We start from the raw sequence: 13,516 nt of genomic DNA on the forward strand, positions 1-13,516 counted from the left end.
AGAGGATTAGCCATGCCACGTTCTCTCAAGAAAGGTCCTTTCCTTGACCTACACTTGTTGAAGAAGGTAGAGAAGGCGGTGGAAAGCGGGGATAAAAAGCCAATTAAAACTTGGTCCCGTCGTTCAATGATCATTCCATCAATGATCGGATTGACCATCGCAGTCCATAATGGTCGTCAGCACGTTCCTGTTTATGTATCTGATGAAATGATCGGTCATAAATTAGGTGAATTTGCACCGACTCGTACATACCGCGGTCACGCGGCAGATAAGAAAGCTAAGAAATAAGAGGTAAAGAGATGGAAACTATCGCAAAACATCGTTACGCTCGCACTTCTGCCCAAAAAGCTCGCTTAGTTGCCGATTTAATTCGTGGTAAAAAAGTTGCGCAAGCATTAGAGATCTTAACGTTCACTAATAAAAAAGCGGCATCTTTGGTGAAGAAAGTTTTAGAATCTGCTATTGCAAACGCAGAGCATAATGATGGTGCAGATATTGATGATCTTAAAGTTGCTAAAATCTTCGTAGATGAAGGTCCTAGCATGAAACGTGTTATGCCACGTGCTAAAGGTCGTGCAGATCGTATTTTAAAACGTACTAGCCACATCACCGTGGTTGTGTCAGATCGTTAATCAGTAGGAGAATAACAATGGGTCAAAAAGTACATCCACATGGTATTCGCCTGGGTATTGTAAAACCTTGGAGCTCTACTTGGTTCGCGAATACAAAAGACTTCGCCGATAATCTTGACGGTGATTTCAAAGTACGTCAATTCTTAAATAAAGAATTAGCAAATGCTTCAGTTTCACGTATTACTATTGAGCGTCCAGCTAAAAGTATTCGTGTAACAATTCACACAGCTCGTCCGGGTATCGTTATTGGTAAGAAAGGCGAAGATGTTGAAAAATTACGTAACGCTGTATCTAAAATTGCTGGCGTTCCTGCTCAAATCAACATTGCTGAAGTGAAAAAACCTGAATTAGATGCGAAATTAGTTGCAGAAAGCATCGCTTCTCAATTAGAACGCCGTGTGATGTTCCGTCGTGCAATGAAACGTGCGGTACAAAGTGCAATGCGTTTAGGTGCGAAAGGTATCAAGGTTGAGGTTAGCGGTCGTTTAGGTGGTGCAGAAATCGCACGTTCAGAATGGTATCGTGAAGGTCGCGTACCTCTTCATACCCTTCGTGCGGACATCGATTATAACACTGCAGAAGCACATACTACTTACGGCGTTATCGGTGTAAAAGTATGGATCTTCAAAGGTGAGATTCTTGGTGGAATGGCTGCCGTTGCGCAATCAGAACAACAACCTGCCGATAAGCCTAGAAAGGCACCACGCGGTAAAGGTCGTAAGTAAGGAGAAACGCTAAATGTTGCAACCAAAACGTACAAAATTCCGTAAAGTCCACAAAGGTCGTAACCGTGGTATCGCAAATGGTACAGAAGTGAGTTTCGGTACTTACGGTTTAAAAGCGGTTGGTCGTTGTCGTTTAACAGCTCGTCAAATCGAAGCAGCTCGTCGTGCTATGTCACGTGCGGTAAAACGTCAAGGTAAAATCTGGATTCGTGTATTCCCAGATAAACCAATCACGGAAAAACCATTAGAGGTCCGTATGGGGAAAGGTAAAGGTAACGTTGAGTACTGGGTAGCCTTGATCCAACCGGGTAAAGTACTTTATGAAATGGATGGTGTGTCTGAAGAAGTGGCAAGAAACGCTTTTGCATTAGCAGCAGCGAAGTTGCCTGTTAAGACCACTTTCGTAACTAAGACGGTGATGTAATGAAAGCTCAAGATTTACGTACAAAAAGTGTTGAAGAGCTGAATGCTGAATTGCTCAATCTTTTAGGTGAACAATTCAAGTTGCGTATGCAGACAGCCACCGGTCAGCTTCAACAAACCCATCAGGCTAAACAAGTGCGTCGTGATATTGCACGTGTAAAAACTGTATTAACCGAAAAGGCGGGTGAGTAATGACTGATAAAATTCGTAGCGTACAAGGTAAAGTTGTTAGCGACAAAATGGAAAAATCTTTCGTTGTCGCAATTGAACGTAAGGTAAAGCACCCGTTATACGGTAAATTTATCCGTCGTACAACAAAATTACACGTACACGATGAGAACAATGAAGCCAAAGTTGGTGATACCGTAGAGATTCGTGAATGCCGTCCTCTATCAAAAACCAAGTCTTGGACTTTAGTTCGTGTTGTTGAAAAAGCGGTTATCGCTTAATTTCACAATAAGAAAATACAAGCCAATGGTTATGCCATTGGCTTTTTCGTATTCAACTTTAAATCAATTTTCTTCTCTTATGCTCATATCCATTCGTTCTTAGAAATAAGTAGTGTAAAGTGCGGTGAAAAATATCTCTATTTTTCTAATTCATATTTACGATAGTCTTTCCTTTTGTTAGAATTCTTACCTAATTGAAATTAATTCTCAATTGTTTTAAGGATAGGAAATGCCTCAGCTTTTTGAATTTTTACAACAGTACAGCGATTACATTATTATCGGACTTTTACTTTTGATGAGCATATTGATGCTCGCTATGGTTATTGAGCGCTTTATTTTCTTAACGAAAATCAATGTCAGCAAGTATGCCAATATCCATGCTTTAGATATTGATTTAAATAGAAATATGACGATTATTTCGACTGTAGGCGCAAATGCGCCTTATGTGGGCTTATTAGGGACGGTAATCGGTATTTTGTTAACCTTTTATCAAATAGGTCAGGGAGGTGGTGATGTGGATGCCGGTGAAATTATGCTCCATCTCTCTTTAGCGCTAAAAGCAACGGCATTGGGTATTTTGGTCGCAATCCCTTCAATGATTTTTTACAACGGTTTAAACCGTAAAATCGAAGTAAATCGCTTGAAATGGAAAGTGTTAAATTCACAAAAAGATAAGGAATAGTTGTGAAAAAATTTGATGAAATTAATATTATTCCGTTCATTGATATTATGTTGGTGCTATTGGCAATTGTATTGATTACCGCATCATTTATTTCACAAGGTAAAATTCAAGTGAATGTGCCGAAAGCGAGTACAGCCGTCGCTTTTAAATCCGATGAACTTGCAAAACTGGTAACGGTGACTAAAAAAGGTGAGCTTTATTTTAATGATAAACCCATATCCCAAGAAGCGTTGGAAAGCGAAGTTAATCAATGGGATAAAGCACAGAAAGTAACATTAAAAATTGATGCAGAGGCGAGTTTCCAAGATTTTGTGACGATTACCGATCTTCTTTCTAAAAATGACATTAAAAATGTAGCGATAGTTTCGATGAAAGAGAAAGGAAATCAGTCAAACTCCATGAGTATGGAAAAGGGGACGCAATAGGAAAAGTGATGCAACAAGCTAAACGTTTATCATTCGGTTTATTGATTTCTCTCTTTATTCATGGTGTCGCTGTAAGTGCTTTGCTGTGGAACTGGCAGGAAAACAGTGACAGTGCGAATAATCACGCAGGTGAATTGGCAACCCGTATTTCGATGGAAATGATACAGGGAATGCGTATAGAGGAGCCTAGTTCAGAACTCGAACCTCAGAAGACAGAACCTGAACCATTGAAAGAGGAAGTGGTATCGGATCCTACTAAGAAACCTGAGCCTGAGAAGAAAAAAATATTAGAGAAAAAGCCGGAAAAACCAAAAGATAACCCCAAGCCACGAAAGGAAAAACCTAGAAAAGAGGTGAAACCCACAGAAAAAACACAAGCATTACCGAAAAATTTATCGGTAGGAGAGCGTAATATCAACTCGGCTTTTTCGGTGAACTCAAAAGCGATCAGTATCAATGCGGTTAATACTCAAGCTAATATGGTAGGAAGCGGAACAAATAGTAATGAAATTGCGGCTTATAAGGCAGCACTTTATCGTGAAATTGAGCGTAGAAAGCGATATCCAACACGGGCGAAAATGATGCGAAAACAAGGAGTTGTTCATATTTCGTTTAATATAGGAAATGATGGTGTGTTGAGTGGTGAAAGTGTCATAAAATCCTCGGGGGATGAGAGTTTAGATAATGCGGCATTAAAAGCAGTGCAGAGTGCAAAACCCGTTGGCCCTAAACCCTCCGGTTTTGCAAGTAAAACTTCTGTTCCTATTCGATTTAGTTTGCAAGAATAAAATAATAATCCGTAAGCTTCTCCAGTAATTTGTGCAAATACTTGTGTCTGAATGTATTATCTCAAAAACAGGCATTTACACAAACTATAGCGTCGGTTTCCCTTGAGGGGAGGGGGAGACTCTTATAGGGTAGCCTAAAAAACGCACGTTTTATGTGCGGACTGTTAGTATTGCTAAACTTTGTTTTATAACAAGCAAAAGTGTGCTCAATTTTGACCGTAATGCCAGTCAGTTTCCCCATCTGGGCGGTTGATAATAATCCGTTAAATAATCCGGAGTCAACTTTGATACCGGATTATTTTTATGAAACTCTCACAAGACTTCAAAACAACTTTTCATCGTTATTCACGTTATACCCTCTACAAACTCAATGCCTTTCTTAATAATGAACTGTTCTCCAAGCTTTACAAGAAAGTGGTATTGCGATAGTTAGAAAGCGTAGACTTCCCCTTGAGTCTATCATTTGGTCGGACATTGGAATGGGCTTTATCGCAAACAATCTTTGAGCATCGTAATCTAACTTGATTGAGCCCTTCTCAGTAAAACAGGCGATATCCCTTGGCACTATTGTTCAAGCAAGACAACGATTGGGGACATAAAGTTTAATACGGCTCTTTAAATTAAATTTCACCTTACTTTAGCCAATCAATACGCCCAAAATGGCGTGAGCTGGACCTCTTTTTCATCGACAGCGTGGTTTTTTTAGAACAGAAAAGGTCCTGAAATGCACAAATATTCGGACGCTCAGGACACCTAGTTGGGAAAAGTGATTTGTCATATGGATTTAATGAGTCATCAGGTCATGAATAGCGAATTAGCTCCTTATCGAGCGAGTGAAATGCGGCTTGTCAAAAGGATTAGCCAACAGAGTGCAAGAAAATAGTTTAACCTTATTTGATAAAAGCTTTAGGGCTGTACTAGATAACTGACAAATGTCTTATTTAGGATAAAGAAAAAGTCATTTTAGTTAGCACAAACATCTGCGGAGTTGGCGAATATCAACAAAAATATAGCCGCATTTTATTTTTCATCGCTTACGCTTGCTTATCTATCAAAACTGCCCTCATTTAGAGGCGTTTGAAGGTGAAATTGAGGGTGATGAAAGCTATTTCGGTGGTGCTCACAAAGGCAGTCGTGGTACGACAGGTAAAGTTGCGCTATTCGGGCTTCTAAAGCGTAATGGAAAGGCTTACACCGAGGATATACCAAATACCCGTTCGATAATACTTCCAATTATTCGGGAGCAGATCAAGCTTGATAGACTTGTCCACACCGATACTTATTACGCAGTTATGATGTGAGTGAGTTTAGTCATTTTCGTATTAATCACGGTATGAATTTTGTAGAAAATCATGACCACATTAACGGAATTGAGAAAGCAAAACGCTTTAATGGTATTCCTAAAGCCCATTTTGAGCTGTATTTGAAGGAATGCGAATGGCGTTTTTTTTGATTATAGTAATATAAAACTAAAATTTCCATTTTAAAACAATTACTTAGAGGGAATTTGGTCTAATTGTCTAGCACACCTCCAGGGCTTTTTTTCCCTTGATTTGGTTTATCAAAAGCCATTGCTCATTTCCTTACGACAAAGGAGTAAAATACGATGTCTTGCGTAAATTAGGTCAAGGAGATAAGTAATGTTACACCACAATTGAGAAAATAAAACACCGAATTACCGAGTGCTTATGTGTGCGATTATTAGAAAAAGGTAAACATTTTCAATGTATTACCTCTATTCTTGATAACACAACCTATCCAGTGAGTGAAGTCCTTCAGTTTATTGACACACCGATAGGAAATTGAATTGAGTTATTTAGAAGTCAAGCAATACTTATTGGAGTAAGCCTATACATTAAGAAGTGGAAATCGGAGAGGGGCGAGTAAGAGATTTGGGGAATTTTACCGACCGTATGATCTCATCCGAAAAGCAATGACAGAAACGGTAAAGTGCAAAGGAATCGCTCTGAATAAACTCAGTTTTGCTGGATGTAATACTTCTATTATCGCTTATTTCACCGGTATATCATTACTAAGCCCAGGAAATTAACCTAAAGCATATCAATCGCTTTTAGATGAGCTAGGACATTGTGAACTCGAGTATAAGAAAAAGCGGAGCCATCTGAGAGATATGAGAGAGAAAATGCAAAAGAGCTAGTCAGCAGGTTAACTGACTAGTATTAGTGGAAAAATACCCACACTTTTACATCTATAGAAATTCTTAATCAGTTTCCACATCCCCTAACAAGGCGGCGTATTTCACCGTGTTTGGGCTGGATTCTAAGGCGATTTTTAGTGCCATGGTCAGGGGAACGGAAAGGAGCATCCCCACGGTTCCCAACAGCCATCCCCAAAATAAGAGGGAAAGGAAAACCACTAAAGTGGAAAGTCCTAGGCGTTTCCCCATCATTTTAGGTTCAAGAATATTACCAATCACCATATTGATAACAATCACTCCGGTTGTTACTGCAAAACCAATACCGAAACCATTTAATAATAAAGCCTGTACGATAATAGGAATGGCGGCGATGATTGAGCCGATATTCGGAATATAATTGAGCAAGAAACTGAATGTTGCCCACAAAATCGCATATTGTACGCCACACACTTCCAGCAAAATGAACACCGCAATGCTTGTTAGCAAACTGGTGATACTTTTAATACCAAGGTAGCCAATCACCCCTTGCAAAATACGATTGATATGCCGTTCTTCTTTTTCCACATCATTCGGTGTGGCGCTTATCACAACGGCAAATTTGTGTTTCATTGTTGGCGCTTCCGCAAGCATAAAAATCACCACCAGCACCAAGACGAAGGCATTGCTCACCACACCGGAAAAATTGAGTAAGACACGACTCACCAAATTCATAATGATACTTGGGTCGAAATTATCTTGAATCGTTTCTCTTGAAAAATAAACAGGCAAGTTGAAACGTTGTGCCAATGCCATCAGATCATTGATGCGTTCTGAAAGCAAGGTTTTATATTGGGGAATCGATTGGGTAAATTCCCTTGCACTGCTATTAATTAACCCGATTAAAAAGAAGAAAATCAGGGAAATAAAAACAAATAATAGTACCATTGCCAACCAGTGAGGCACTCGTCTATCGGTCATTGATTTAATCACCGGCGAACAAATAATGGCAATAAAAAGCGCCAGTAAAAATGGTACAACAATTTCTGCGGCTAATTTGACCCCTGCTAAAATCACCACAACGGCAGCAATACCTAACAAAGTGCGGTGTAAATTTAAGTTATTTTCCACTAGATCGCTTCCTCATTTTCTTCACCGGTGCGAATGCGGATCACCCGTTCGACATCATAAACAAAGATTTTCCCATCGCCGATTTTGCCGGTTTGACAAGTTTCTACAATGGTTTCCAAGCATTGTTCGAGTAAATCATCAGGCACGACAATTTCCATTTTCACTTTAGGGAGAAAATCCACCATATATTCTGCCCCACGATAAAGCTCTGTATGCCCTTTTTGGCGACCGAAGCCCCGCACTTCAGTGACGGTCATCCCGCTAATACCAATGTCGGAAAGGTTTTCACGGACATCATCCAATTTAAAGGGGCGAATCATTGCTTCAATTTTTTTCATTTTCTTTCTCCAAATTTTCTCGTCTTGCCGATTTTGGGCGGAAACTTGCAATCACTTCCGGGTGGGTATCAATATATACGCCACTAATAAGTTGTAAACAATAAGGGACAGCGCTAAAAATACCGTTCACTAACACCTTGCCCGCTTTGTCTTTTACCCCTTCTAAGGTTTCTTTAATGGCTTTGGGCTGCCCCGGTAGATTTAAAATCAAACTTTCTTTGCGAATCACACCGACTTGGCGGGATAAAATCGCCGTGGGAACAAAGTGTAAACTTACTTGACGCATTTGCTCACCAAATCCGGGCATTTCACGATCGGCAACGGCTAAGGTGGCATCGGGCGTCACATCTCGTTTTGCAGGCCCCGTTCCCCCTGTGGTTAACACAAGATGACACCCCTGCTCATCCACCAATTCTTTGAGGGTTTGTTCAATAATGCCTTGTTCATCGGGGATTAATCGGGTTTCCACAGAGAAAGGATCGATTAATGCCTTTTCTAGCCAAGTCTGTAACTCAGGAATCCCCTGATCTTGATAGATACCGGATGAGGCTCTGTCAGACACGGAAACCAATCCTATTTTTAAAAGTGCGGTCATATTTTTCCTTAAATTTTGTCTTAAATCTCAATGCCTAAAAGGGAAATAAAAGCGGAATTAAAAAGACACTGACGACCATCACAATCAAAGTAAAGGGCACGCCAATTTTTAAAAAATCACTAAATTTATATCCCCCCGGTCCCACCACCATAGTATTCACCGGTGAGGAAACCGGTGTCATAAAGGCGGCAGAGGCGGCGATTGACACCACCATCGCAAAAGGAATCGGAGACACTTGAAGCTGTTGTGCCAATGAAATGGCAATCGGTGCGACTAAAATTGCCGTGGCGGTATTGGAGATAAACAAGCCTATCACCGCACAAAAAATAAATAACATCATCAACACGAAATACATTCCCCAATCGCCAACTAACTGTAGCATTCCCTCCACGGCAAGTTGAATCCCGCCGGTTTTTTGTAAGGCAGTGGCAAAGGGCATCATACCGATAATCAAAATTAAGCTTGGCCAATGAATGGAATCATAAGCACTTTTCGCATCAATACAACGAAAATAGCCTAACATTAAACAGCCAATAAGAGCGGCGATGACATTTGGCACAATGCCGGATACCATTAGTAACACCATCACTAAGACGGAAAATAGGGCTTGCGGTGCTTGGCTTTGTGCCGGTGCAACACGATCCATTTCTTTTGGATAAGTGAGTACCACAAAATCCTTGGTGCGGTTACGCATTTGTTGAATCACTTTCCAATCGCCAATCACAAGAATTAAATCGCCCAATTTATAAGGTGTGCCGGAAAAACTGTCGGAGATCAATTCGCCATCCCGTTTGATTCCGACCACGTTCAATCCGTAACGGGAACGAAACGCCACCTCTTGTGTGGTTTTATCAATCAATGCCGATCCCGGTACTAAGGCTAATTCCGCCATTCCAATTGATTTTGCCTGCTCATCAAAAGATTGGGATTTAATCTCTGCGGGCTCTAAATTATGGGTTTGACAAAATTCTGTGAGGTTAAATTCTTGTTGCCCAATATCGATCATCAAAATATCTTTTTCGTGAATTTCCGAGGTCGCAAGGGGCATCATATAAGTTGGGCGGAAACGTTTCCAACGTTCAATCGCTAAAACATTCACGCCATAGTTGGCGCGTAAATGCAATTCATCAAGTTTTTTACCGATAAAAGGCGAGCCGTTACGCACCACAAAACGTTTTGCACGCCCCCGTAAACCATATTCATCAATCAATTCTGCCATGGAGCGTTGGCTATTTTCTTGGTTATCCGTGGTTATATTTCCTCCAAGCCAACGGCGAGTTAATAACATATAGCCAATTCCCAGCAATAAAATGACGATACCAATAGGGGTGAAATCAAAAAACCTTAAACGCACACCGGTATCTTTGACTAATTCCGCATTCACCACCAAGTTAGGAGCGGTGGCGATCAAGGTCATCATACCGCTTATCAACCCCGCCACACTTAGCGGCATCATTAAACGTTTTGGGGAAAGGTTCATTTGGCGGCAAATCATCAGCACCACGGGGATAAAAATTGCCACGACACCCGTAGAACTCATAAATGCCCCCAACCCTGCCACCGCAAGCATCAGTAATACCAAAACCTTGGTTTCACTATTCCCGGCAAGTTTTAAGATCCCTTCACTGACTTGATAAGCCACGCCGGTACGCACTAGTCCTTCACCAATAATGAACAATAAGGCGATCAAAATAATATTTGGGTCGCTGAACCCGGCAAAAATTTCATGGGTGGTGAGAATACCGCTCAAATAGAACGCCAACATCACCAAAAGGGCGACCGCATCCATTCTTACCTTATTTCTTACGAATAAAATCACGGCAATGGCTAACAGGGAAAGCGTCCAGAAAAGCGGGCTAACCCAAAGAGTGCTGGTAAATATAGTATTCATTTCCCTTCTCTTATTTTTTTGCTATTTTCCAAGGCTTTACGAACCGGTGCAAAACTACGGCGGTGCTGAGGTAATGCTCCCAATTCAGCAAGTTTTTCTAAGTGTAATTTGGTCGGATAGCCTTTATGTTGTGCAAAGGCATATTCGGGATATTGACGATCTAAGGCTTCCATTTCCTGATCCCGTGCCACTTTTGCCAAAATAGAAGCGGCACTAATTTCAGCCACTAAACTATCCCCTTTGACAATGGCTTGGGCGGGAATATCAAGATCTTGAGGAATTTTATTGCCATCCACCAGCACAAAGTGCGGTTGAATTTTTAAGGATTTTACGGCTCGTGTCATAGCAAGTAAGGAAGCTTGCAAAATATTCAGTTCGTCAATTTCTTCCGCTTCCGCCCGCCCCAATGACCAGGCGAGCGCCTTTTGTTTAATTTCTTCTGCCAGTGCAAGGCGTTTTTTTTCCGTCAATTTTTTAGAATCCGCTAAACCGTCAATGGGTCGCTTCGGATCTAAAATGACGGCTGCTGTCACCACGGCCCCCACTAAAGGCCCCCGCCCCACTTCATCGACACCGGCAATCAGCTCATAGCCTTGGGGATAGTTAAACATGTTGGTTTTCCTCTAATAAATCAATCACTGCTTGGGCTGCCTGTTTATCTGCATCACATTGGATTTGTTGGTGTAAATCCGTAAAGCGTTGAATTAAAACATGGCGATTTTTAACCGCACTTTCTTCATCCGATAAATAGACCGCCAATTTTTCGGCCAGTAATGCAGGTTCACAATTTTCTTGAATCATCTCCGGCACAAGCATTTCATTAGCCAGGAGATTAGGTAAGGAAATATAGTCCGTTTTCACCAAGCGTTTAGCCAGGAAATAGGTGAGTGGTTTCATTTTATAGCCCACCACCATCGGGGATTTGCACAACATCGCCTCAAGTGCTGCCGTGCCGGAAGCCAATAATGTAGCCTGTGCAGCAATTAAGGCTTGGCGTGCATTGCCATCGATCAGATGCATCGCTAAATCCGGTGCAATTCTCATCTTAATGGCTTCGAATTGTTGGCGGCGTTTTTCATTCACTAAAGGCACAAGAAATTGTAGATCAGGAAATTGCGCTTTCAATAATAAGGCGGTTTTCAAAAAAGGCTCGGCTAAAAATTCAACTTCCGCCCCTCGACTTCCAACCAGTATTGCTAAATAACGTTGATTAGGATCTATATTGAGAAATTGGCACGCCTCGGTTCGGTTAGGTTTAAGGGGAATGGCATCGGCCATAGTGTGACCGATAAAACGGCAAGGCACGTTGAATTTATCATAAAACGCTTTTTCAAAAGGTAAAAATGCCAATACTTGATTCGTGGCTTTCGCAATTTTATGGATTCGATTCTGACGCCACGCCCACACGGAAGGGCTGACATAATGAATGGTTTTAATGCCATTGGCTTTGAGTTTCAGCTCCACATCTAAATTAAAATCCGGTGCATCAATCCCGATATACACATCGGGCTTTTCACGCAACATGGTTTGGATCACCGTTTTACGGATTTTCAGCAAATGAGGTAAATGTTTCACCACTTCAGCCAACCCCATTACGGAGAGCGATTCCATATCCACGAGGGTTTCACAGCCCTCTGCCAACATTCTAGGTCCTGCAATGCCGATAAAACGAGCGTAAGGATAATGAATTTTCAGTTGGCGAATGAGACCGGCACCGAGAATATCGCCCGATACTTCTCCGACAACAAGAGCGATGGTGATATTTTCTTTATTCATTGAATTTATCCTAAAAAATAACCGCACTTTTAATCTGAAAGTGCGGTTGATTTACAATTGATTTCTTGAAAATCTCCATTTTGGAAGGAGGATAAAGGTTCGAGATTAACGAATAATACCGCGTGTCGAACGCTTGAAAAAATCAGTGAAAAAACTAATGGCTGAATCCGTTTGAGCGATTTGTTCAATTTCCGGTATCACTTCCTCAAGGGTTTTCCCACTACGATAAATCATTTTGTAAACATTACGAATGGCATGCATTGTCGGCTTATCAAACCCACGGCGTTTTAATCCTTCTAAATTCACACCAAATGGACGGGCGTGGTTGCCTTGCGCCATCACATAAGGCGGCACATCTTGGCTCACCATAGAACCGCCCCCGAGCATAACGTGTGCGCCTACCACAACAAACTGATGAATGGCTGACATCCCCCCTACAATCACGAAATCATCCAATTCTACATGACCGGCAAGCGTGGCATTATTGGCTAAGATGCAGTTGTTTTTAATTTGACAATCATGCGCCACGTGGACATTAATCATAAGAAGGTTGTTGTTCCCTATACGGGTGACCCCGCCCCCTTGAATGGTGCCCCGATGAATCGTCACGTGTTCACGGATTTTGTTGGCATTCCCTACGATGGTTTTGGTCGCTTCGCCTTTATATTTTAAATCTTGGTTGACTTCCCCAATCGTTGCAAATTGATAAATTTCGTTATCTTCACCAATCACCGTGTCACCACGTACTACTACGTGTGATTTCAATACAGTGCGTGCCTTAATCTCAACAGTCCCTTCAACAATACTAAAAGGACCAATGACCACATCCTCACCAATGATTGCCCCTTCTTCAACTAATGCAGTTGGGTGGATTTTTGCACTTGAGTGAATCATAGTTATTTCCTTAGTTAGCGACGTGCGCACATTAATTTCGCTTCACAAGCCACTTCACCATTGACCGTTGCGATGCCGGTGAAAGCGGTTATTCCACGGCGTTCTTTGATGACTTGAACATTTAATTCCATTTGATCACCGGGTAAAACAGGACGTTTGAAACGCGCTTCGTCAATCCCCGCAAAATAGAATAATTCTCCGCCTTTTAATTCATGGGTTTTGAAAGCCAAAATACCCATTGCTTGTGCAAGGGCTTCTAAAATTAATACGCCCGGTAAAATAGGCTCACCGGGAAAATGTCCGGTAAAGCAAGGTTCATTAACACTGATATTTTTTATTGCTTTTAACCATTCGCCTTCTTTGAAATCCAACACGCGGTCCACTAATAAAAACGGGTAGCGATGTGGTAATAAAGTCATAATTTCTTTTGCTTCAATTACTCTGCCTACTTGAATTTCCGACACGTTTAAAATTCCTTATAAAAATGTAAGATGGGCGAAATTATACGGTATTTTAGGGATGATTACAAAATGCAATGGGGATAAAAAAAGCCGACACAAGGTCGGCAAATAACAAAGATTTTTAGAGTGTTTCAACCATTTAGGCTAAAACCCAATCATACTAAAAAAAAAA

The 13,516-nt window shown here is 41.2% G+C and carries 17 protein-coding genes and 1 pseudogene; 10 read left to right on the top strand and 8 right to left on the bottom strand.

Annotated features, from left to right (window positions below):
• The first annotated feature begins 12 nt into the window (after positions 1-12).
• The 10 genes and pseudogenes from rpsS to BKK50_RS03685 all read left to right on the top strand — a co-directional run.
• The gene (gene rpsS, locus BKK50_RS03640; RefSeq protein ID WP_005539416.1) at positions 13-288 is read left to right on the top strand and encodes a 30S ribosomal protein S19; all 276 of its coding nucleotides are present in this window, start codon (positions 13-15) and stop codon (positions 286-288) included.
• Between the two features lie 11 nt (positions 289-299).
• Positions 300-632 carry a 50S ribosomal protein L22 gene (gene rplV, locus BKK50_RS03645; protein ID WP_018356230.1) on the top strand — a complete coding sequence of 111 codons (333 nt, stop codon included), beginning with the start codon at positions 300-302 and terminating at the stop codon, positions 630-632.
• A 17-nt stretch (positions 633-649) separates the two neighbouring features.
• Positions 650-1,357, top strand: a complete 708-nt coding sequence (rpsC, locus tag BKK50_RS03650; RefSeq protein ID WP_077415412.1) for a 30S ribosomal protein S3 — start codon at positions 650-652, stop codon at positions 1,355-1,357.
• Positions 1,358-1,370: 13 nt separating this feature from the next.
• A complete protein-coding gene (rplP, locus tag BKK50_RS03655) occupies positions 1,371-1,781 on the top strand; it encodes a 50S ribosomal protein L16 (protein ID WP_018356232.1) in 411 nt (136 codons plus the stop codon).
• Positions 1,781-1,972 (top strand): 50S ribosomal protein L29, encoded by a 192-nt coding sequence (gene rpmC, locus BKK50_RS03660; protein ID WP_018356233.1) that lies wholly within the window; start codon positions 1,781-1,783, stop codon positions 1,970-1,972. Before rplP ends, rpmC begins: the two co-directional genes overlap by 1 nt.
• The gene (rpsQ, locus tag BKK50_RS03665) at positions 1,972-2,229 is read left to right on the top strand and encodes a 30S ribosomal protein S17 (protein ID WP_005625886.1); all 258 of its coding nucleotides are present in this window, start codon (positions 1,972-1,974) and stop codon (positions 2,227-2,229) included. Before rpmC ends, rpsQ begins: the two co-directional genes overlap by 1 nt.
• Positions 2,230-2,458: 229 nt before the next feature.
• On the top strand, positions 2,459-2,911 hold the full coding sequence (exbB, locus tag BKK50_RS03670; RefSeq protein ID WP_077415414.1) for a TonB-system energizer ExbB: 453 nt from the start codon (positions 2,459-2,461) through the stop codon (positions 2,909-2,911).
• Between the two features lie 2 nt (positions 2,912-2,913).
• Positions 2,914-3,336: a TonB system transport protein ExbD gene (exbD, locus tag BKK50_RS03675; RefSeq protein WP_077415416.1), complete on the top strand. Its 423-nt coding sequence runs from the start codon at positions 2,914-2,916 to the stop codon at positions 3,334-3,336.
• Between the two features lie 8 nt (positions 3,337-3,344).
• Complete coding sequence (locus BKK50_RS03680) at positions 3,345-4,124, top strand: TonB family protein (protein ID WP_077415418.1); 780 nt, start codon at positions 3,345-3,347, stop codon at positions 4,122-4,124.
• Between the two features lie 970 nt (positions 4,125-5,094).
• A pseudogene (locus BKK50_RS03685) lies at positions 5,095-5,640 on the top strand (IS1595 family transposase); the annotation flags it as partial.
• 705 nt (positions 5,641-6,345) lie between these two features.
• Here the strand turns inward: BKK50_RS03685 and BKK50_RS03690 are convergent.
• The 8 genes from BKK50_RS03690 to fabZ all read right to left on the bottom strand — a co-directional run bounded on the left by BKK50_RS03690 (position 6,346) and on the right by fabZ (position 13,347).
• On the bottom strand, positions 6,346-7,389 hold the full coding sequence (locus BKK50_RS03690; RefSeq protein WP_077415420.1) for an AI-2E family transporter: 1,044 nt from the start codon (positions 7,387-7,389) through the stop codon (positions 6,346-6,348).
• Complete coding sequence (gene glnB, locus BKK50_RS03695) at positions 7,389-7,727, bottom strand: nitrogen regulatory protein P-II (protein ID WP_077415422.1); 339 nt, start codon at positions 7,725-7,727, stop codon at positions 7,389-7,391. Before glnB ends, BKK50_RS03690 begins: the two co-directional genes overlap by 1 nt.
• A complete protein-coding gene (mog, locus tag BKK50_RS03700; protein ID WP_077415424.1) occupies positions 7,714-8,322 on the bottom strand; it encodes a molybdopterin adenylyltransferase in 609 nt (202 codons plus the stop codon). The genes glnB and mog overlap by 14 nt, the downstream gene beginning before the upstream one ends.
• Positions 8,323-8,356: 34 nt before the next feature.
• Positions 8,357-10,213, bottom strand: coding sequence for an SLC13 family permease (locus tag BKK50_RS03705; protein ID WP_077415426.1), 1,857 nt, complete (start codon positions 10,211-10,213; stop codon positions 8,357-8,359).
• Positions 10,210-10,824 (bottom strand): ribonuclease HII, encoded by a 615-nt coding sequence (gene rnhB / locus BKK50_RS03710; protein WP_077415428.1) that lies wholly within the window; start codon positions 10,822-10,824, stop codon positions 10,210-10,212. The genes BKK50_RS03705 and rnhB overlap by 4 nt, the downstream gene beginning before the upstream one ends.
• Positions 10,817-11,989, bottom strand: a complete 1,173-nt coding sequence (lpxB, locus tag BKK50_RS03715; RefSeq protein WP_077415430.1) for a lipid-A-disaccharide synthase — start codon at positions 11,987-11,989, stop codon at positions 10,817-10,819. Before lpxB ends, rnhB begins: the two co-directional genes overlap by 8 nt.
• Positions 11,990-12,094: 105 nt before the next feature.
• Positions 12,095-12,883 carry an acyl-ACP--UDP-N-acetylglucosamine O-acyltransferase gene (gene lpxA / locus BKK50_RS03720; RefSeq protein WP_077415433.1) on the bottom strand — a complete coding sequence of 263 codons (789 nt, stop codon included), beginning with the start codon at positions 12,881-12,883 and terminating at the stop codon, positions 12,095-12,097.
• A 14-nt stretch (positions 12,884-12,897) separates the two neighbouring features.
• On the bottom strand, positions 12,898-13,347 hold the full coding sequence (gene fabZ / locus BKK50_RS03725) for a 3-hydroxyacyl-ACP dehydratase FabZ (RefSeq protein WP_077415435.1): 450 nt from the start codon (positions 13,345-13,347) through the stop codon (positions 12,898-12,900).
• Positions 13,348-13,516: the final 169 nt, after the last annotated feature.

Source organism: Rodentibacter rarus (genome assembly GCF_001998965.1).
Classification (GTDB): Bacteria; Pseudomonadota; Gammaproteobacteria; order Enterobacterales; family Pasteurellaceae; genus Rodentibacter; species Rodentibacter rarus.

Excerpts from the sequence above, each read along its gene's own strand:
- rpsS (WP_005539416.1), top strand. The coding sequence starts at position 13 with ATGCCACGTTCTCTCAAGAAAGGTCCTTTCCTTGACCTACACTTGTTG.
- rpsQ (WP_005625886.1), top strand. The coding sequence starts at position 1,972 with ATGACTGATAAAATTCGTAGCGTACAAGGTAAAGTTGTTAGCGACAAA.
- lpxA (WP_077415433.1), bottom strand. The coding sequence starts at position 12,883 with ATGATTCACTCAAGTGCAAAAATCCACCCAACTGCATTAGTTGAAGAA.
- lpxB (WP_077415430.1), bottom strand. The coding sequence starts at position 11,989 with ATGAATAAAGAAAATATCACCATCGCTCTTGTTGTCGGAGAAGTATCG.
- BKK50_RS03680 (WP_077415418.1), top strand. The coding sequence starts at position 3,345 with ATGCAACAAGCTAAACGTTTATCATTCGGTTTATTGATTTCTCTCTTT.
- rplV (WP_018356230.1), top strand. The coding sequence starts at position 300 with ATGGAAACTATCGCAAAACATCGTTACGCTCGCACTTCTGCCCAAAAA.
- exbB (WP_077415414.1), top strand. The coding sequence starts at position 2,459 with ATGCCTCAGCTTTTTGAATTTTTACAACAGTACAGCGATTACATTATT.
- rnhB (WP_077415428.1), bottom strand. The coding sequence starts at position 10,824 with ATGTTTAACTATCCCCAAGGCTATGAGCTGATTGCCGGTGTCGATGAA.
- BKK50_RS03705 (WP_077415426.1), bottom strand. The coding sequence starts at position 10,213 with ATGAATACTATATTTACCAGCACTCTTTGGGTTAGCCCGCTTTTCTGG.
- mog (WP_077415424.1), bottom strand. The coding sequence starts at position 8,322 with ATGACCGCACTTTTAAAAATAGGATTGGTTTCCGTGTCTGACAGAGCC.
- rpsC (WP_077415412.1), top strand. The coding sequence starts at position 650 with ATGGGTCAAAAAGTACATCCACATGGTATTCGCCTGGGTATTGTAAAA.
- glnB (WP_077415422.1), bottom strand. The coding sequence starts at position 7,727 with ATGAAAAAAATTGAAGCAATGATTCGCCCCTTTAAATTGGATGATGTC.
- rpmC (WP_018356233.1), top strand. The coding sequence starts at position 1,781 with ATGAAAGCTCAAGATTTACGTACAAAAAGTGTTGAAGAGCTGAATGCT.
- rplP (WP_018356232.1), top strand. The coding sequence starts at position 1,371 with ATGTTGCAACCAAAACGTACAAAATTCCGTAAAGTCCACAAAGGTCGT.